The sequence below is a fragment of the Novosphingobium mangrovisedimenti genome (assembly GCF_025153475.1).
In the GTDB taxonomy this organism is placed as follows: domain Bacteria; phylum Pseudomonadota; class Alphaproteobacteria; order Sphingomonadales; family Sphingomonadaceae; genus Novosphingobium; species Novosphingobium mangrovi_A.
Genome location: NZ_JANZXA010000001.1, coordinates 449,268 through 467,942 on the forward strand (window position 1 = coordinate 449,268; position 18,675 = coordinate 467,942).

Genomic DNA, 18,675 nt, shown 5'->3' on the forward strand with positions numbered 1-18,675 from the left:
GATCCGGGCAATGCGCCTATTGTCCGCCCGCCGCTACGCCCGGCAGCGACACGTCCTCGGCCATCTCGTACTTGAGCTTCGCGAGGTCCACGGGGCAGTAGGACTGCAGGTGGCGGTTGCCGGCAGCGTAGTGCCCGGATGCCCGCTCCTCGATCGCACCCTCGAGCTTTCTGCGATAGTACGAGGAAAACGCGTGCTGATGGTACGCCAGCCGATAGAGGAAGTTCCCGATCGGGGCCAGCGAACGCGGTCCCGCCGGATAGACGGGGGTCGGACGCAACCGGTTCGCCAGACGCAGCAGCGGCACGCCGCCATCGGGCGGACTCTTGCCCGCCCCCATCTTGGTGGACGGCGTCTCGCCTTCGGCCGGTCCGGCCATCCCGCAGTGCTGCAGGATGGCGCCGAGAAAGGCCCGCGCGTCTTTCGCCAGAAGTTCCTGGGGAAGGACCAGCACATTGTCCGGGCCGAACGCCCTGGCATATTCGTCGGCCAGCAGATCGAAGCGCAGGCACAGCGGATCGAACCCGTAATAGCCCGGTTCGCATTTTTCGTTCTGGTCGAAAAAGTCCTCAACCGACAGCGATCCGCCACGCTTGACATATTGCTGGTAGAGCGAGCGCATCGCCGCAGGCTGCCTGCGCACCGTCAGAAGGATCTTCGCTTCCGGGGCAATGAGGCGGAGACGTTCCACCAGCAGCTTCGATTCGCGCGAGCCGAAGAACGGGTTGGCCACCAGGTTCTCGTTGCTGATGACGTCGATCGACGCCGGCGTCCCCGCTGCCCGGCGCGCGGCGATCTCCTGGCGCGCGGCGTCGGCATCGAAGGCGAAATCATGCGGGCGGACGATCCACTTCTGCACATCCTCCGGCTGCATCAGCATGCGGAACCAGCGCGGATCGGTGAATAGCTCGTTCTGCAGCCAAGTAGTGGCCGTCTTGTGGAACCCGGGATGGATCAGCAAGGTCATAATACGACTTTCCGGTTAATGGGCGCCACCTGCCCGATCATGCATGGTATTGATTTTGTTGAAATAGCAGACAGCCATGAAGCTCGCGATGTTGGGCCCCGTGACAGCTCGCCCGCGGCAAGGACCGAACCGCCACGAATCGCCAACGCAGCGATCGGCTGGAAGTGCTGCTTCAACTTTGCGATCATCTAGTCGGGACCCGCGCAATCTTCTGGCAAATACCTGTCAACCTGCCGCACCCTGCAACAGGCCAAAACCGACCATGCTGCACGCGCGAATTCTGATTATCCCCCGTCCGCCGGCGACTTGATATGCACACGGGGCTTCAATCATCAACAATTTACTCCCACGGTCTAAAGAAATCATGCAATGTCGCTCCGGGCGAAATCATATGGCGCTATTGCGCTGCGGCAAGGAAGTCTTCGAGCAATGACCGGCGATCGCCGCCTCCCTCTGATCAGTGTCGTCATTCCCGCCTACAATGCACAGGATACAATTGCCGACACGTTACGATCGGTACAGGCGCAGACGCACGATGCGCTCGAGATCATCGTCGTCGACGACGGATCGCGCGACGACACCGCCCGGATCATCGGGGAATTTGCCGCCGCAGATCCGCGCTTCCGGCACGTGCTGCAGGAAAACGCAGGCGTGGCGGCCGCCCGCAACAACGGCTGGCGGCAGGCCAGCTCCGACCTCATAGCCTTCGTCGACGCCGACGATCTGTGGACGCGGGACAAGATCGAGCGCCAGCTTGCCGTGCTGTCGGAGGCGGGCCCGCGGGTCGGCCTCGTCTATTCACGATACGTGATGATCGACGGCGACAACCGCGTGACCTATCGCGACGACAGCCCCAAATTCTCGGGCAACGTGCTCGATGCGCTGCTCATCAGCAACTTCATCGGCAACGGCAGCGCGGCGCTGGTACGCCGCGAGGCGCTCGAGGCCGCGAACGGCTATGAACCAGCACTGTTTGCCGCCGGCGCGCAGGGTTGCGAGGATATCCTGTTCTATTGCCGTGTCGCCGAACACTACGAGTTTGCCGTCGTCGAGGACTACCAGATCGGATACCGGCAGTTGCCGGATGCCATGTCCGCCAACCTGCCGCGCATGCTCCGCTCGTGGACCATGGTGCTCGACGAAATGCTGGCGAAGTACCCGCAGAAGAAGAAGCTGGTCCGCAAGGGTCTTCGCACTTACGCGAACTGGGCCGTCAGACGCGCCGTCCATCGCCGCCAGCCCGCCACGGTTCTGGAACTGGCACGCCTCGTGGCCAAACGCTCGCCGGGGCTGGCCACGGGCATGCTCCTGCGCACCGCACCGGCAGCGGCGCTGGATTCGCTGCTGTGGCGGCTCCCGATCCGCGGCAAGGCACGCCGTCGCAAGCCCGCCCCAGCCGCGGCTGCCGATACCTTGCGCTTTCCGGTCGGCAGCCGCTTCGAAGGCTAAACCTCGACCGGCCCCCTCGCCCGACTGTTGCCGAGCAGGGTGGCGAACGCATCGAGGGCGATACCGCCCCTGACCTCCTGCCGGCGCAGGGCAAGGGCATCGGCACTGGCGTCGACCAGACCTTCGACGCACGTGAGGCCGGTACGATACCCGCACAGCGCCGCCATGTCGCGGATCGCCGGATCGAAGGCCCCGAACGGATAAGCGATGGACGTCACCTCCCGCCCGAGCCGGGCTTCCAGCACGGCCTTCGACCCCGCCAGTTCCCGCACCAACTCCTCGGGCGCGAGGCCCGTGAGACCTACGTGCCTGACACCATGCGCTCCGATCGTGACGTCGTGATCCTGCAGCGATGCAATCTCTGCCCAGTCGAGCAGCGGCGCGGGCTCGCCATATCGGCTATCCCAGTCCGCATGGCCTCCCACAGCATTGGTGGGCACATAGAGGGCCGCCGGAAAACCATATCGCTGGAGCAGCGGCAAGGCCGTTTCCATGAAGTCGCGGGTCGCGTCGTCGAAAGTGATCGCCACCGAACGCTGGGGCAACGGCTGCCCCGAGGCGAACACCGCAGTCAGCCTTTCCAGCGTTATGCCGGTGAAACCGTTGTCATGCAGCCAACCCAGCTGGGCTTCGAAGGCAGCGGGGCTCGTGCGCCACTGTGCAAGGGCCGCCGGGCCAACATCGGCAATGCGATGATACATGAGGATGGGAAACGGGTGCCACGCGCTGGCGACGGGCACCGCGCGTGCGTCATTGCCGCCGCGTTCATCCGCCGCAGGGGTCGGGCGTTGCTCGCGCGGGAGCGCAGGCGCGATCCTGCCTGCTTTTTCGCGCTCCTCCGCAACGATGCCCTGAACCGCGGCATCCGCGAGCCGCGCTGCGGGGTAGGCCGGAGCCGCATCATAGAGAAGATCCAGTACGTTGGCGTAAGGCCAGCGCCCCGCCCGCACGTCCCGCTTCAGCCGGGCCCGCACCGCCGCGCGCCACAACCGCCGCGTATTGCGCCAGGAAACGAAACGTCCCTTCCATCGCTTCAGCGGCCCTTCGTGCAGGCGCACGCCGGCAAGCTGCTCGCGCAGCTCGGGCGAATCCACGCGCGACCGAACGGCTGCGGCAAGCGCCTCGCCGGACATGCCCCCGAAGACCACCGCATCGAAACGGCAAAGCTCGCGGCCGCGAAAGAGCACGACGCAGCGCAGCCGTTCCCTGCCCGGCAGATCGAGGTTCGGGATCGTCCGGGCAATGTCGATCGGTTCGATATGGGCATTGCCGACCGTCACGGCCCGCGTACCATCGAGTTCATCCAGGATGCGCAAGGACAGCATCGAGAGAATCCGGCTGCCCATCTTCCCGTCCCGATCCTGACGGTCCAGCCAATCCACAAGACGACGCACGCCGGCATCGACCCGGGGCCACAGGTCCGGCCAGGGCGGAGACGCCGCAAAGCCCCCCACGACCAGTGCATCCTCCACGATGGCGGCAGCCATGCCAATGTCCAGACCAGTCTCCACCTGCTCGGGCACGCGCGAGAGAAGCGCCGCCGGATCGGCGTTCCGACCAATCCCCACCGCCGCTACCCACAAGGCGTGAGACCACACCGCATCGCGCAGACCTTCCGCTGGCGCGCCCTGCGCAAGCACCGGCAAGGGCGTTGCCAGGCGAGGGTCGGGCTGGTGGCCACGGCGAATGACGCGCAGACCATCCTCGAGGTGCCGGGTGACATCGCTGGAAAGCGAACCCGCACGCGCATGAACATCGACCCAATGGCCGGGAACAGCCTTGAATACGGTACCCATGCGCGCAATGCGCTGCCACAAGTCCCAGTCCTCGCAGACATGCAGCGCGGTATCGAAGTCTCCCGCCGCACGGATAACCTCGCTGCGGGTAAAGGCGGCATGGATCGCGAAAGGACAGGACCGGGCCGTCACGGCGAACGGGTTGTCGAGGTCCGCCGCCGGATGGGACGTCCACCATGGCACCCCGTTGCGGATACGCCGCCACCCGCAATGGAGCAGGCCAGCCCCAGGCGTGGCCGCCGCGGCTGCGAGCATCGTCTCGAAATGATCTTCGGCCAGCCGATCGTCCGCATCGAGGAACTGGATCCACGTACCACGCACGGTGGCAAGGGCGGTATTGCGCGCCGCTGCCGCCCCGCCATTCGCCTGCCTGACAAGGGTGAAGCGATCATCTCCCGCAACATGACGCTCGACGGCAGACACTGTCCCATCGGTTGAGCCGTCATCGACGATCACGACTTCCCAATCGGGAAAGCTCTGCCGCCGAACACTCTCGATCGTACTACCGATGGTAGCCGAAGCGTTATAGGCCGGAATAATAACGGAAACGGAAGGCATCGTGTCTCCGGCGTGTCCGTGCATGCTATTGTGCAAAACGCAGCGTGCGCGAAGGACAGGAACTGGCAGTTCACGCTACGATAGCAGGTCTGTTCATTGATTCTAAAAAAAAATTGTGCGGCGCGGCATGGGTGCTATAAGCCTGACATATCCTCGAATTACAGGGTCGTCCGTAGCGAAACAGGGCTGGCCTTTTACTGCTCCTACACGAAGAGGAGACTAAGCCGATGTCCCGGCGCGGCGATATTGGGGAGTATAAGTGAACCTGCGATCACGCACCGCCCTGCACTGGCGGGATTTGCTTCTCGAACTTGTCGGCCGCGACCTCAAGATCCGCTATCAACGTTCAGCGATCGGTCTCGGATGGTCGCTGATGAAGCCTCTCAGCCAGCTGCTCGTGTTCGCAACCGTGTTCAGCAAGGTGCTGCCGCTCAATATCGAGAACTACACGACGTTCGTCTTTACCGGCGTGCTGGCGTGGAGCTGGTTCAGCACGTCGCTCACATCGTCCACGATAGCCGTGACCGCCAACCGGGAACTGGTCCGTCGCCCCGGCTTTCCCGTCTTCCTGCTGCCGGTGCTGACCATCGTCAGCCAGGGCGTGCACTTCCTGCTGGCGCTGCCGCTCCTGCTGATCTGCGCCGTTGTCCAGACAGGGCTGCCCGGCCCCGCGATCGTCTCGCTGCCGCTCGTCATCGTCATGCAGTTCCTGCTGACGCTGGGGGTCTGCTACCTGGCCGCCGCCGCCCACGTCTATTTTCGCGACGTCGAGCATCTCGTCGGGATCTGCGTCATGCTGGGCTTCTACGTCACGCCCGTGTTCTACAGGCCCATTCAGGCCGACCACACCTTCGCGTTCCTGACGACGCTCAACCCGTTTGCCTGGCTGCTCGAATGCTATCGGTCGATTTTCCTCGGCCACGCATTTCCCGATGCGATCACACTGGCCAAGCTGCTGGTCGTGTCCGTCCCGCTGGTGGCGATCGGCGCATGGGTCTTCCGCCACGTCAGCTATCGTTTCGTGGACGAGCTATGACGCAGGGCGCAATCATCGTTCAGGACCTGGGCAAGTACTACCCCAGTCGCAACGCCGGCCGGCCGACGACGCTGAAGGGCTACCTGCTGTCCGGCCGCGGGGCCAGACGCGCCCAGCACGAAGCCGAACACTGGGGGCTGCGCCACGTCAGCTTCACGGTTCCCCGCGGCCGGTCGGTCGGGGTCGTCGGCCTGAACGGGGCCGGCAAGTCCACGCTCCTGCGCCTGATCGGCGGGGTCGGCCGGCCCGACGAAGGCAGCATAACGGTTGCCGGACGGATCGGCGCCCTGCTCGACATCGGGGCCGGCCTCACCGAGGATCTGAGCGGGCGGGAGAACGTCTTCCTGCTGGGCGTCATTGCCGGAATGCTGCGGTCCGAAATCGCGGAACAGTTCGATGCCATCGTCGGCTTCGCCGAACTCGAGGAATACATCGAGGCGCCGGTGCGCACCTATTCAACCGGTATGCGCATGCGGCTGGCCTTTGCCGTCGCAATCCATACCCGGCCCGAAGTCCTGCTGATCGACGAAGCCCTCGCCGTCGGCGACAAGGCATTCCAGCACAAGTGCTTCGCGCGCGTTTCCGAAATCCGCGAGGCCGGCTGCACCATCTTCCTCGTGTCCCACGACGTCGAGCAGATCGACGCGCTGTGCGACGACGTCCTGTTCCTGAAAGGCGGCCAAATGATCGCCTACGGACCGCGTCAGGAAACGCTCGCACTCTACGCGGCAACGCTGGAGTCCAAGCTTTCCAGCGAAAGCCGCGAACTGCTGCCCCAGGTGGAAGCGGATCCGCGCCTCGAGCACGAGGTCAACCGGTTCGGCTCGGGCAAGATGCAGATCGGGGCCGTGGAACTGCGCGACCATGCCGGCGAGCCCGTCGAAGCGCTGCGCACCGGCGGGCCACTGCGCGTGACCTTCGAATACAAGGGCTCCCCGCAGGTCGAGGAAGCCATTGCCGTGATGGGCATCTACGCCGAAGACGGCACCTGCTGCTACGAGACCAATTCATTGCTGGGGAACATCGTGGTCCCCGTTCCCGACGGGACGCTGACACTGTCGATCGACCGGCTCGACCTGACGGCGGCGCAATATCGGGTGACGGTCGGCCTCTTCTCGGCCGACTGGGAAGAAGTCTACGACTATCATGCGGAAGTCTATCCGCTGCGGATCATCGGTTCGCGCTCCGCCAAGGGGCTGCTCAATCCGCCTGTCCAATGGGAAGCCGAGGCACGCCTGAAGGAGCCTCTGCTGACAAGGGAAACGTCGTGAAACTTTCTGTTCTCGACCTGTCCTTCGATGCCCTTCCCGAACATCTTGACCGACCAGAGGGCTACGACGGAGCTTTCGTGCTGCTGCGTCTCGATGGCCGCCCGTGCGGGCAGGCCATCATCTGGTACGATCAATACGATCCCGAAGCGCCGCTCGCCCGACAGCTGGCCCGGGCGGCCAACTCATCGTTCTGGGAATGCTGGACCACCCGGCAGATCGGCATGACACCGGCCGAACCGGCACCGAGCCAGATTCCCAGCGCCTCCGTGGCCGTCTGCACGCGCGAGCGACCGGATGACCTGAAACGATGCCTCGACGGCCTGCTGGCCATGACCGGACAGCCGTCGATCCTGGTCGTCGACAACGCGCCCAAGACCGATGCCACGCGCCAACTCGTCGCGCAGTATCCCTCGGTCCGCTACGTGGTCGAACCGAAACCGGGTCTCGATCACGCCCGCAACACCGCGCTCGATCAGGCCGAAGGAGAGATCATCGCGTTCACCGACGATGATGCCGTCCCCGATCCCGACTGGTTCTCCTGCCTGCTGCGCAATTTCGACGATCCGCTGGTCATGGCGGCAGCCGGGCTTACCATGGCGCTTGAACTGGAAAGCGATGCACAAGTCGCCTTTCAGCGGCTCGGGGGGTTCGGGCGCGGCTTCCAGCGGGTCATCTACGATGCGGTCGTGGTCGATCCATTCGACAGCTGGAAGGCAGGCGCCGGTGTCAATTTCGCCGTCCGCCGCGCGGCGACCGATGCAGTGGGACGGTTCGATCCCGCGCTGGGTGCCGGAACCGCCGCGCATGCCGGCGACGAGACCGACTTCTTCCGCCGCCTGCTCGCAGCGGGCTACAAGATCGCCTACGATCCGCAGGCACTCAACTGGCACCGGCATCGCCGATCTATGGAAGAACTCGAACAGCAGATCTACGCGTACGAATGCGGCTCCTTCGCGATACTCACCAAGGCCCTGCTGTTCGAGCGCAATCCGCGCGCGGTGATGCGCCTTGTCCGATGGTTGCGCCAGCAGATTCCCGCCCTTGTCCGCGAAAGGCGGCGCGCAGCCGACAACGGCCTTCCGTTCAGTATTCCCGTGGCACAGGCACGCGGCGCATCGGCCGGTCCCGCAGGCTACTTCCGCGCTCGTCGGCAGGCCAGGCAGGCATAGCATGCCAAGCTCTGCCGACAGCCCCATGATCAGCGTGGTGATCCCCTCGCACAACCGGCAGGCACTGCTGGCACAGGTGCTGGACGCACTCGCCGCGCAAATACCGCAAACGCCGGCCTTCGAGGTCGTCGTCGTACTCGACGGCTGCCGGGACGGGTCGCCTGCCATGCTTGCCGGACGCTCCGATCCCTTTTCGATCACTGTCGTGGAATTGCCGGGAACGGGGCCGGCAAAAGCCCGCAATGCCGGTGTCGCCAAGGCGACGGGCCGCCTGCTGCTGTTCCTCGACGACGATGTCATCCCCACCGACCGCCTGGTCTCGGCCCACGCCGAAGCCCATGAAGCCAACCCCGGCGCGGCCGTTCTGGGCCCCTATCCACCGGAACCCGTCGCATCGGGCGAACGCTTCCGTCTCGATGCGCGGCGTTGGTGGACTTCGCATTTCGAAGAGGTTGCCGCCCCGGGGCACAGGTTCACCTACCGCGATCTCCTGACCGGCAACCTGTCGATGTCCCGCGAGCTATGGGACGAGGTCGGCGGCCTCGATCCGCAATTCGCCAAAGCCCGCGAAGACTGGGAACTCGGCGTGCGCCTCATGGAACACGGCGCGCCCTTCATCTATGCGCCGCAGGCCCTTGGCTGGCACCAGGAACATCTCACCACCACCCCGAACGGCGCATTGCGCCGGGCCAAGGAAGAAGGGCGCTCCGATGCCCTGATGGCCCTCAAGCACCCTCGATTTGTCCGTCTTCATGCGGCCCCGCGCCAGTTGCGCAAACGCAGCTGGTCAGGCCGCCTCCGCAGGATCCTGTTGCCACGGCTGGGCCTTATGGACCGCCCCGTCATGGCTGCGGGCCCGCCGTTGCTGAGACTTGTCGAACGGCTGGGACTTGGCGGGCTGCGACGCTGGCTCGACCGGCAGCTGCGGCTCTATTGCTATCAACGCGGCAGCATCGAGGCACTGGGCCGGCACTTCGCCACGTTCGGAACGGGCAGCAGCGCGGAGGCCCCTCCACCGCTTCTGGAAATCGACCTCGCCGAAGGCATCGAGCGCGCGGAGGCCATGCTTGCCGAACAAAGGCCGGTCGCGGTGCGCCTCCACCATCGCGGATACGAGATCGCGGCATTACCCTATTCGCCTGCGGCAGAACCATGGGATGCACGTCACTTGCGGGCCTACCTCACGCACCCGCACACGCTGCGCAAACTCGCTCCCATCCTGGCCGCATCGCAATTCGGCGGAGACCCGGCCGACTGGAACGGCCTTGCCCCGCTGCACATGATCGGCGTCACCGACTTCATCGCCCAGCTCCACGAAAGTCAAAGGCAATGGAGACGATCCGTTGAACGCTGAACCGCCGCAACAGGACTGGCTCGCAAGAACCGGGCGCATGGCACGCAACATTCTGGGCAACGGCATCCTGCTGGATTCGCAGACTGACAGCCACGGGCGCACGCAAGAGGTCGCGCGCGGATACCTCCTGATCTGCGTGTTCTACATCCACGCCATGATCGGCGTCTCGATCCACATGGGTCCGAATGCCTGGGCCTCGCTATATCAGCTCAAGCTCCTGGCCCCCGACGTGTCGGCCTTTTTCCTGCTGAGCGGCATGGCCGCCCCCAAGCTGGCGAACAAGGGCATCGAGCCGGTCCTGCGCAATTCGGCCACGCTGCTGCTGTTCGCGATCATTTCCCATGTCGTGGGCTTCGCGATCATTCTCATCGGTCAGAGTTTCCCGAGTGCCTGGGATGCGGCCAAGGCCTTTGGCCGTCCGCTCGTCTATGGCGTGGGCTACTCGAGCTTCGTGGCCTGGTTCTTCGTGGTCCTCGCGATCGCGCGCGTGCTCGCTTACCTCTTCCTGCGCTCGTGGATCCGTTTCGGCGTCATCGCCGCCGCACTGGTCGCACTCGTCTGGACGACCAAGAAGCTGGGACTGCCGGACAACATCTACGAATGGCGAAACTGGCCGACCGCCACGCTGTTCTTCCTGATCGGGATGAAGATGCCGCACGGCAAGGCCATCCCCAACTGGGCCGCAGTAACCGCGCTGATCCTTTCCACGGTGCTGGCGCTCATCAACCGTCACGGCCTGTTTCGTGCCGGTCCCTGCCTGAGTTGCGATCTCCACTTCGTGCCGCAACCGATGATCGGCCAGTATGGATCGATTTTCGTCTACGTGCCGCAGCAACTGCTCTTCGGGCTGTTTCTGGTCTGGGCCGCGCAGCGCTCAGCCGGCATGATGATCGGCAAGGTCGGACAGTTCTTCGGACAGGCATCGCTGGCGATCCTGTTGCTGCATGGCTGGGTGCTGCTCACGCTCTATCCCGGCATGCTGACAGGCATGCCCAAGTTCGAAACGCCGTTCCTGTTCGTCGGCATCTTCAGCGCGGCGATCGTCGTGCACGCGCTGCTCTACGTCTGCTTGAGAACCCCGCTCAACTGGCTGCAGATGCAGGTTTTCGCCATCAGCCGCATCGGCCAGCGCAGCAAGACCGCGAAGCAGCGGAAACGCCCGCAGGCGGCATGACCGCCATGTACCCGATTCCGGCTTATGGGCGCAGGAGCCGATCCGTCAGCACCCGTTCGAGAACGGTCGTACCGAAATGGGCCAGCTTCGCGTGCCATCCTTGACGGCCTGTGCGTGCAGTTCTCAAATCAGGCAGACCAGTTCAATTTCGACAAGGGTGTCTAGTCTCTTCGATTCCAGAAATCACGACAACAAATATGTATCACTCTCTTAGTAAAATTTTAGCGCGCAGGCGCGATAATTCCTACCGCCACTGACTTTGAAAGAGTATTTATAGTCTTTACAACAACAGGTCACGCGCAGTAATTTTCGACACACACAATGAAATTTATAATGTTAAAAAATTTTAACAATGTGATCTTTAAGTAGATACGCAAAAACGACATTGCAAAACCCCTTCGGGGTGTCGAATAATTCAGTTGCAATGCAACAATTTATACTGGAAATTTCCTTACTAGGTGGCGTTCGGTTGTGAAAGCACATCGAATCGTTTCAGAACTGACAGGGACAGTTATACGGCATGGGCAAAAAGGTTCTGGTTTCCGGGGGTGCGGGGTTCATCGGTTCGCATATCGTTGACCGCCTCATCAAGCGCGCCGACCTGGACACATTGGTCGTGGTGGACAACTTCTGGACGGGCAAGCGTGAGAATCTCGCGCACGTCACCGATCCGAGGCTGCACCTGGAAATCGCCGACATCGAGACGTTTGCCACCGACGAACGCTTCGACGAGATCATCCATCTCGCCTCGCCGGCCTCGCCGCCGTGGTACATGCGCGAGCCGGTGCGCACCATCAAGGCCAACCTGATGGGCGCGCTCAACTGCGTTGACAAGCTCGTCCCGGGCGGACGCATCAGCTTTGCCTCGACCTCCGAAGTCTACGGCGATCCCGTCATCAGCCCGCAACCGGAAAGCTATCGCGGACAGGTCGACTGCACCGGACCGCGCTCGTCCTACGACGAGAGCAAGCGCTGCACCGAATCGCTCCTGTTCGAGCTTCGCCGCACGACCGGCATCGACCTGCGCATCGTGCGCCTCTTCAATGTCTACGGCCCGCGCACCCGGCCGGACGACGGACGCGCGATCTCCAACTTTCTCAGCCAGGCCCTGACGAACGGCGAACTGACGATTTACGGCGACGGCCTCCAGTCCCGCAGCTGGGGCTATGTCGACGACATCGTCGACGCGCTGGAACGGTACTTCTGGGCCGACGACATAGACTATGCGGGCCCGCTGAACGTCGGCAACGATCGCGAAATCCCGGTGATCGACGTGGCGCGCTTCATTGCCGACCTGATACCGGGCGCGCGTCTCAAGATGTGCCCGCCGATTCCGCAGGACCCGACCAACCGCCGGCCCGACCTGACATTGTGTCGCCGTATCCTTCCCGGCTGGGAAGCCGGGATCAATTACGAGGAAGGCGTCCGGCGCACTCTGGAATGGTTTGCCGAAAAGGTGATGAAGGGTGCCAGCACCGACGCCCCGTCACCGCTGCGGCTGGCTGAAGAGGCCCGGGCCCGGAACAATATGGCGTCGAGCGCCTAGACCGGGACCGCCGCAGGCTGCTGCGCCGCGTCGAGCTCGCCCAGCCAGGCGAGATATGCGGGCGAACGGCGGGACCGCCACGATCCATCCGGCTCTTCCGGGCCGAAATCCTGGAAAGGACGCAAAGGCGGCGGCACGTTGTCCCCGGCATCGGTACGCGCACGGCCGGAGCGCGCCATGCCTTCCCGCAGCTCTTCCATCACGAAGCCCGGCACCAGGCGCGGCGCCGCGCGCAGTGCCCCGGCCAGCGCCGCGACAGCCGCGGGCAGGTCGGCGCGCCGCACGCGGTTGCGGAAAAGCTCGACCAGCAGTTTCGCGCGGCGACGGGCCAGGATTTTCGCAACCGCCCGGTCGGCAGGAAGGCTCTCCTCCATGATCGCATATGTCTGCAGATGAGACCGGATCATGCGATCCACGCCGCGGGACATGCTCTGCGCGTTCATCCGATATCCCACGAGATAGGCCGGAACGCACACAAACCGGTGCGCCTGCGCAATCCGCAACTGGAAAAGATAGTCTTCACACCCCTGGTTCCCGGCGTCGCGCAGCGCTGGCTCGAAGCCTGTCCGCCGTGCGAGCGGCGTGGGGACCAGCACGGTGCTGCCATTCGAGATGAAGTTCCATTCCAGGTGCCGGTAAAGCACGGCCCCTTCGATGCGCGGCGCCGGAGAGACCGGCAGCACGCAGTCATGCGCGTCGATGCGGCGATACCAGGAATAGCACAACCCGGCCCCCGGATCGGCTTCGAGCGCGGCGATCTGACGTTCCAGCTTCTGGGGATGCCAGATGTCATCACCATCACAGAACGCCGTGAACCGGCCGCGCGCACCTTCCATGCCAGTGTTCCGCGCTGCAGCAACGCCCGCATTCGCCTGCCGCAGGCAAACGACGCGCGAGTCCTGCGCCCGGACGCCCTCGACGATTGCGGCCGTCGCATCCTGCGACCCGTCGTCCACCACCCGAATTTCCAGGTCCCCGACCGTTTGCGCCTGAATGGACGAGAGCGTCCGCATAATCGTCTGTTCAGCGTTGTACACAGGTATCACCACCGTAATGGCCGGGTTCATGCCAAGAATTCCTGTCTCGCTGTGTACGCAGGCCACCAGACTATAACCTGCCTGCGCATCTTCAATATATGCTTCGAAACTGTATCGTTGTCGTCCACCTGAGAAACAGGTGATTGACCCCGGCAGCGACATGACGCAATGCAGCATCGAAATTTTCTGGCGACATCGGGCAATATGAAATGACGTTGAAGTCGCGCAAAGGCATAATTCTGGCAGGCGGATCGGGCACGAGACTCTATCCCCTCACCCGTGCAGTCTCCAAGCAGTTGATGCCGGTGTTTGACAAGCCGATGATCTACTATCCCCTGGCGACGCTGATGCTCGCCGGGATCAGGGATATTCTGGTCATCACCACGCCGCACGACCAGCCCGCCTTCCAGACTTTGCTGGGCGACGGCAGCGCATGGGGCATCTCCATCAGCTACGCCGTGCAGCCCAGCCCTGACGGACTGGCGCAGGCTTTCCACATCGGTGCCGATTTCGTGGCCGGCGGCCCCAGTGCACTGATTTTGGGCGACAACATCTTCTACGGGCATGGCCTGCCCGAACTGCTGCGCGACGCCAACGATCTGGATAGCGGAGCAAGCGTCTTCGCCTATCGGGTCAACAACCCCGAAGCCTACGGTGTCGTCGAGTTCGACGAGACCGGCAAGGCGGTCAGCCTTGAGGAAAAGCCCCAGGCCCCCAAGTCGAACCATGCGGTGACTGGCCTCTACTTCTACGACGAGACGGTCGTAGACCGGGCCCGCGATCTCAAGCCGTCGGCACGCGGCGAGCTTGAGATCACCGATCTCAACGCCCTCTATCTGGCGGATGGCAAGCTCAACGTGCAGATCATGGGACGCGGCTACGCCTGGCTCGACACGGGCACGCACGCCTCGCTGCTGGATGCCTGCACATATGTGCGCATCACCGAGGAGCGTCAGGGACTGAAGATCTGCTGCCCGGAAGAAATCGCCTGGCGCAGCGGCTTCATCGACGATGCCGCCCTGGAACGAATCGCAGCCCCCTTACGCAAGTCGGGCTACGGCGAATACCTCATGCAATTGCTGCGCTGAGGGAGAGGAGCAGACCGTGCATATCCAGTCTTGCGCCATCCCCGGCCCTCTGGTGATCGAACCCAGGGTCTTCGGCGACGCCCGGGGATTCTTCATGGAGAGCTGGAACGCGGCGGTCTTCAAGGAGGCCGGGCTCGATCTCACTTTCGTACAGGACAATCACAGCCATTCGCAAAAAGGCGTGCTACGCGGCCTGCATTTCCAGAACCCCGGCCCGCAGGGCAAGCTCCTGCGCGTGGTCCGCGGGGCCGTGTTCGACGTGGCCGTGGACCTGCGACGCTCCTCGCCACACTTCGGCCAATGGGTCGGGGTGGAATTGAGCGCGGAGAACAAGCGCCTGTTCTGGGTGCCGGAAGGCTTCGCGCACGGCTTTCTCACGCTCGAGGACGACACCGACTTCCTCTACAAGTGCACCGCGCCCTACGCGCCCGAGCACGAACAGAGCCTTGCCTGGGACGACCCCGATGTCGGCATCGAATGGCCGCTCGACGGAGTCCAGCCGCTGCTGTCGCAAAAGGACAGCGTCGGCCTCGCGCTCACGCAGATCAGGAGTTATGCGTGAAGGCAGTCGTCATTGGCGCGAACGGCCAGCTCGGCAGGGCCCTGCTGGACAGCGTCCCGCAGGGATGGACGGCAACCGGCACCGACCGCGGCCGCCTGGATCTGACCGAGCCCGAGGCGGTCGAGGCCTTCCTGCTTGACGAGGCTCCCGATGCGATCCTCAACGCCGCCGCCTATACGGCGGTTGACCGCGCCGAGGACGAAGAGGCCCTTGCGCTGGCCGTCAATGCGACCGCCGTTTCCGCAATGGCACGGGCCGCCGCGCAGCTTGGATGCCGGTTCGTGCATGTCTCGACCGATTTCGTCTTCGATGGCGGATCGTCCCGCGCCTACGGGCCAGGCGCCGCCACGGCACCGCTTTCGGCCTACGGACGCACCAAACTGGCCGGCGAACAGGCTGCGGGACCGGATGCTGCCATCGTGCGCACGTCGTGGGTCTATTCCGCCGGAAGTCACAATTTCGTGCGCACGATGCTGCGCGTGATGCGCGAGCGCGACGAGGTGCGCGTCGTAGCCGACCAGATCGGCGCTCCGACGTGGGCACCGGGCCTGGCCGCCACCATCTGGGCGCTGCTCGGGCACGGCGCGAAAGGGCTTTTTCATCACCGCGACGCCGGGGTGGCGAGCTGGTACGACTTTGCCGTGGCGATTCAGGAGGAAGCCCTCGCGATCGGCCTGCTCGACCGCGAGGTTCCGGTCCGCCCGGTCACGACCGCCGACTATCCCACGCGGGCCGTCCGCCCTGCCTTCTCGTTGCTCGACGACAGTGCCACCCGGGCGCTGCTGGGCGATCAACCGCCCCACTGGCGGGTAAATCTGCGTACCATGCTCAAAGAGGAACTGCGCATTGGCTGATATTCTGGTTACGGGTGGCGCAGGCTTCATCGGCGGCAATTTCGTCCATTACTGGAGCGCCCGTCATCCCGATGACACCATCATCGTGCTCGACCTGCTCACATATGCCGGCAACCGCTCGACGATCGAGGGCGTCGAGCGGATGGAACTGGTCGAAGGAGACATCCGCGACACGGCGCTCGTCGAGAAACTCCTGCGCGAACGCGACATCGCGACGATCGTCCACTTCGCCGCCGAAAGCCACGTCGACCGGTCGATCAGCGGCCCCGACGCGTTCATCGACACGAACATCCTGGGGACCAACAGCCTGCTGAAGGCCGCGCGGGCGGTCTGGCTGGATCAGGGCAGCGGGCGCGACCACCGCTTCCACCATATTTCCACCGACGAGGTCTACGGCTCGCTCGGCCCCAACGATCCGCCGTTCCGCGAAGATACGCCTTACGCGCCCAACTCGCCTTACTCCGCCTCGAAAGCGAGTTCGGACCATCTGGTTCGGGCCTATCACCACACGTTCGGCCTGCAGACCACGACGAGCAACTGCTCGAACAACTACGGCCCCTACCAGTATCCGGAAAAGCTCATCCCGCTGTTCCTGATCAATGCTCTGTCCGGAAAGCCGCTGCCGATTTACGGCGACGGCCTCAACGTGCGCGACTGGCTCCATGTCGAGGATCACTGCCGCGGCATCGAGGCATGTCTGACGAACGGCGCTCTCGGCGAGACCTACAATATCGGGGGCGGCGCCGAATTGCCGAACCTGACCGTGATCGAAGAGATCTGCCGCGGCGTCGACGCCGCGTTCGAGAAGGACCCCACGCTCGCCGACCGCTATCCCGATGCCCCGCCGGCGAAGGGCGGGCAGACCGCCCGGCTCAAGACTTTCGTGACCGACCGCGCAGGGCACGATCGCCGCTACGCCATCGACGAGACCAAGGCCCGCGCCACGATCGGCTATGCACCGGCTCGCGACTTTGCCTCCGGCATTCGCGACACCATCGACTGGTACCTCGCCAACGAGCCGTGGTGGCGCGCCCTCCTCGGGTAACGTCACGCCCGCTCCGTCGCGACCGGCGCGAAGAGCCGCAAAACCGACAGCGGGACGCGAAGAAACAAATAACGCGATTTATGCGCTAGTCGCACGTGGCGGCAGGCTGTGGTGTTACAAATTTGCCATTTGTAAAGCCTTTGAAGATTTGGTGTATGCTGCGCATCTCCGCACCATACCCGGCTGAAGATGCGCCGCCCAAACGAACGCCCGCCATCGGCGATACTGCAAGAATCGGTTTTCGTGTTTCAGTTTGATACCGCATCGAAAGGAATTTGCGCGATATTATGGGTCGTCAGGAGACTGTGCCCTATGGCATGTCAGCAGTCTCCGCGTTACCGTGCCGGGCACGTGAATGGAGAATGATGTGGGCTGGTTTGATCGACTATTTTCGCGTCCCGAAATGGAGGAGGACGATAGCGTTCCTTCCACCTATTCCCTCTCGGGATTCGCGAAGCCGCTTGCTCCGAGCGGTCGAAAGGCCCTTCTGCCCCGGTTCCACGGCTCCGCGACCGATGAATTGCGCGGGCTTCGCGGCAGCCCTTCGGATCGCGTCCGGATGCGCCTGCGCGATGCCTTCACGCCGTCGCAACCGGTATCCAGCACGAAGCAGTTCGCGGGCCGCACCGCAATTCTCGATGGCCTGATTCGCGCCATCGAGGATCAGCGCCTCCATGTCGTGCTCTATGGTGAGCGCGGGATCGGCAAGACCTCGCTGCTCCACGTCGTTTCGCAACTCGCCGAAGAAGCCCAGTACCTGGTGCGCTATGTCTCGTGCGGCGAGGAATCGGACTTCGGAACGCTCATGCGGTCGGTCGTCGGCACGATACCGCTGCTCTACCATGCGGACTACGATCCGACCGACGAAGAGATCGAGCAGGGCACGTCCCTTGACTCGCTGCTACCGCCCGGCCCGGTAACGGCCAACCAGGTCTGCGACATATTTTCGCGTCTCTCCGGCACGCGCCTGCTGATCATCCTCGACGAATTCGATCGCAGTCCGCACGGCAATTTCCGCAGGATCATCGCCGAACTGATCAAGAACCTGTCCGACCGCTCGATCCGGGTGCAGTTCGTCATCGCCGGCGTGGCGAGCAACCTTGCCGAACTCGTCGAGCATATTCCTTCGGTACGACGCAACGTCATCGGCCTGCGCGTCCCGCCCATGAACGCAGAAGAAACACGCGAACTGATCGCCATCGGCGAAGAAGCGAGCGGCATGCCGTTCAACGACAAGGCCGCCGATCTCATCACGACGATTGCGAAGGGCTCACCCTACCTGGCCAGCCTGCTGGGGCAGCACGCCGCGATCGAAGCGGTCGAACGCGATGCCAAGGAGGTGGACGCGAGCGATGTCGCTGCAGGCGTACGGATTGCCGCCGACGAGATCGAGCAACGCATCTCCGAGCGGACCGTAAAAGCGGTCAAGCGCGCCTTCGCGGAAGGCAACAGCGTGGACCTCGGCACGATCGCATGCCTTGCCATGGCGAACGGCGGGCGTCTTGAAACGCGCGGCTCGGGACTTGCATCCGACAATGGCCGCGAATGCGAACGCATCGTCCGCGACATTGCCCTTGCCGACGATCTGGTCGTCCCGCTCGGCGACCCCGACGAGGGCGTGTACGAATTTCGCGAGGAAGGCGCACCAGCCTATATCTGGATACGCCTGACGCTCACCCAGATCGAGGAACACGGCAGGCCGATGATCACGACCGGCTGATCCGCTTCCTCGCATTCTGCGGCCCAGGGCCGAATTCCATGGAGACCGG

Annotated in this window: 15 protein-coding genes; 12 read left to right on the forward strand and 3 right to left on the reverse strand. The window is 63.8% G+C overall.

The genetic code is table 11. From position 1 onward, the window contains the following. Positions 1–16: 16 nt before the first annotated feature. The gene (locus NZK81_RS02390; protein ID WP_260043520.1) at positions 17–967 is read right to left on the reverse strand and encodes a sulfotransferase; all 951 of its coding nucleotides are present in this window, start codon (positions 965–967) and stop codon (positions 17–19) included. A gap of 429 nt (positions 968–1,396) precedes the next feature. On the opposite strand from NZK81_RS02390, the gene NZK81_RS02395 reads away from it, so the two are divergent. Beyond that, complete coding sequence (locus tag NZK81_RS02395; RefSeq protein ID WP_260043521.1) at positions 1,397–2,416, forward strand: glycosyltransferase family 2 protein; 1,020 nt, start codon at positions 1,397–1,399, stop codon at positions 2,414–2,416. On the opposite strand, the gene NZK81_RS02400 is transcribed toward NZK81_RS02395, so the two are convergent. Continuing rightward, complete coding sequence (locus tag NZK81_RS02400; protein ID WP_260043523.1) at positions 2,413–4,770, reverse strand: glycosyltransferase; 2,358 nt, start codon at positions 4,768–4,770, stop codon at positions 2,413–2,415. The genes NZK81_RS02395 and NZK81_RS02400 overlap by 4 nt on opposite strands. Before the next feature lie 259 nt (positions 4,771–5,029). On the opposite strand from NZK81_RS02400, the gene NZK81_RS02405 reads away from it, so the two are divergent. The 6 genes from NZK81_RS02405 (at position 5,030) to NZK81_RS02430 (ending at position 12,320) form a co-directional block, all read left to right on the forward strand. Continuing rightward, on the forward strand, positions 5,030–5,806 hold the full coding sequence (locus NZK81_RS02405; protein WP_260043524.1) for an ABC transporter permease: 777 nt from the start codon (positions 5,030–5,032) through the stop codon (positions 5,804–5,806). Continuing rightward, positions 5,803–7,077, forward strand: a complete 1,275-nt coding sequence (locus NZK81_RS02410) for an ABC transporter ATP-binding protein (protein ID WP_260043525.1) — start codon at positions 5,803–5,805, stop codon at positions 7,075–7,077. The genes NZK81_RS02405 and NZK81_RS02410 overlap by 4 nt, the downstream gene beginning before the upstream one ends. Then, a complete protein-coding gene (locus NZK81_RS02415; RefSeq protein ID WP_260043526.1) occupies positions 7,074–8,246 on the forward strand; it encodes a glycosyltransferase family 2 protein in 1,173 nt (390 codons plus the stop codon). The genes NZK81_RS02410 and NZK81_RS02415 overlap by 4 nt, the downstream gene beginning before the upstream one ends. A gap of 1 nt (position 8,247) precedes the next feature. Continuing rightward, a complete protein-coding gene (locus tag NZK81_RS02420; RefSeq protein WP_260043527.1) occupies positions 8,248–9,600 on the forward strand; it encodes a glycosyltransferase family 2 protein in 1,353 nt (450 codons plus the stop codon). A gap of 37 nt (positions 9,601–9,637) precedes the next feature. Beyond that, positions 9,638–10,774 (forward strand): acyltransferase, encoded by a 1,137-nt coding sequence (locus tag NZK81_RS02425; protein ID WP_260043528.1) that lies wholly within the window; start codon positions 9,638–9,640, stop codon positions 10,772–10,774. Between the two features lie 520 nt (positions 10,775–11,294). After that, entirely contained in the window at positions 11,295–12,320 is a 1,026-nt protein-coding gene (locus NZK81_RS02430) for an NAD-dependent epimerase/dehydratase family protein (protein WP_260043529.1), read from the forward strand. On the opposite strand, the gene NZK81_RS02435 is transcribed toward NZK81_RS02430, so the two are convergent. Beyond that, a complete protein-coding gene (locus NZK81_RS02435) occupies positions 12,317–13,387 on the reverse strand; it encodes a glycosyltransferase family 2 protein (RefSeq protein WP_260043531.1) in 1,071 nt (356 codons plus the stop codon). The two genes, NZK81_RS02430 and NZK81_RS02435, sit on opposite strands and share 4 nt — an antisense overlap. 179 nt (positions 13,388–13,566) lie before the next feature. On the opposite strand from NZK81_RS02435, the gene rfbA reads away from it, so the two are divergent. From rfbA to NZK81_RS02460, 5 genes are all read left to right on the forward strand, one after another. After that, positions 13,567–14,445: a glucose-1-phosphate thymidylyltransferase RfbA gene (gene rfbA / locus NZK81_RS02440; RefSeq protein WP_260043533.1), complete on the forward strand. Its 879-nt coding sequence runs from the start codon at positions 13,567–13,569 to the stop codon at positions 14,443–14,445. A gap of 16 nt (positions 14,446–14,461) precedes the next feature. Beyond that, positions 14,462–15,007, forward strand: coding sequence for a dTDP-4-dehydrorhamnose 3,5-epimerase (rfbC, locus tag NZK81_RS02445; protein ID WP_260043535.1), 546 nt, complete (start codon positions 14,462–14,464; stop codon positions 15,005–15,007). After that, on the forward strand, positions 15,004–15,861 hold the full coding sequence (rfbD, locus tag NZK81_RS02450) for a dTDP-4-dehydrorhamnose reductase (RefSeq protein ID WP_260043537.1): 858 nt from the start codon (positions 15,004–15,006) through the stop codon (positions 15,859–15,861). Before rfbC ends, rfbD begins: the two co-directional genes overlap by 4 nt. Further along, positions 15,854–16,906: a dTDP-glucose 4,6-dehydratase gene (gene rfbB, locus NZK81_RS02455; RefSeq protein WP_260043539.1), complete on the forward strand. Its 1,053-nt coding sequence runs from the start codon at positions 15,854–15,856 to the stop codon at positions 16,904–16,906. Before rfbD ends, rfbB begins: the two co-directional genes overlap by 8 nt. A 559-nt stretch (positions 16,907–17,465) precedes the next feature. Continuing rightward, positions 17,466–18,626: an AAA family ATPase gene (locus NZK81_RS02460; protein WP_260043540.1), complete on the forward strand. Its 1,161-nt coding sequence runs from the start codon at positions 17,466–17,468 to the stop codon at positions 18,624–18,626. The last annotated feature ends 49 nt before the right edge of the window (positions 18,627–18,675 follow it).

Bases quoted from the DNA above. Each gene is read 5' to 3' on its own strand.
- NZK81_RS02420 (WP_260043527.1), top strand. From the start codon at position 8,248: ATGCCAAGCTCTGCCGACAGCCCCATGATCAGCGTGGTGATCCCCTCG.
- NZK81_RS02430 (WP_260043529.1), top strand. From the start codon at position 11,295: ATGGGCAAAAAGGTTCTGGTTTCCGGGGGTGCGGGGTTCATCGGTTCG.
- NZK81_RS02460 (WP_260043540.1), top strand. From the start codon at position 17,466: ATGCGCCTGCGCGATGCCTTCACGCCGTCGCAACCGGTATCCAGCACG.
- NZK81_RS02435 (WP_260043531.1), bottom strand. From the start codon at position 13,387: ATGAACCCGGCCATTACGGTGGTGATACCTGTGTACAACGCTGAACAG.
- NZK81_RS02395 (WP_260043521.1), top strand. From the start codon at position 1,397: ATGACCGGCGATCGCCGCCTCCCTCTGATCAGTGTCGTCATTCCCGCC.
- NZK81_RS02410 (WP_260043525.1), top strand. From the start codon at position 5,803: ATGACGCAGGGCGCAATCATCGTTCAGGACCTGGGCAAGTACTACCCC.
- NZK81_RS02390 (WP_260043520.1), bottom strand. From the start codon at position 967: ATGACCTTGCTGATCCATCCCGGGTTCCACAAGACGGCCACTACTTGG.
- rfbA (WP_260043533.1), top strand. From the start codon at position 13,567: ATGACGTTGAAGTCGCGCAAAGGCATAATTCTGGCAGGCGGATCGGGC.
- NZK81_RS02425 (WP_260043528.1), top strand. From the start codon at position 9,638: ATGGCACGCAACATTCTGGGCAACGGCATCCTGCTGGATTCGCAGACT.
- NZK81_RS02400 (WP_260043523.1), bottom strand. From the start codon at position 4,770: ATGCCTTCCGTTTCCGTTATTATTCCGGCCTATAACGCTTCGGCTACC.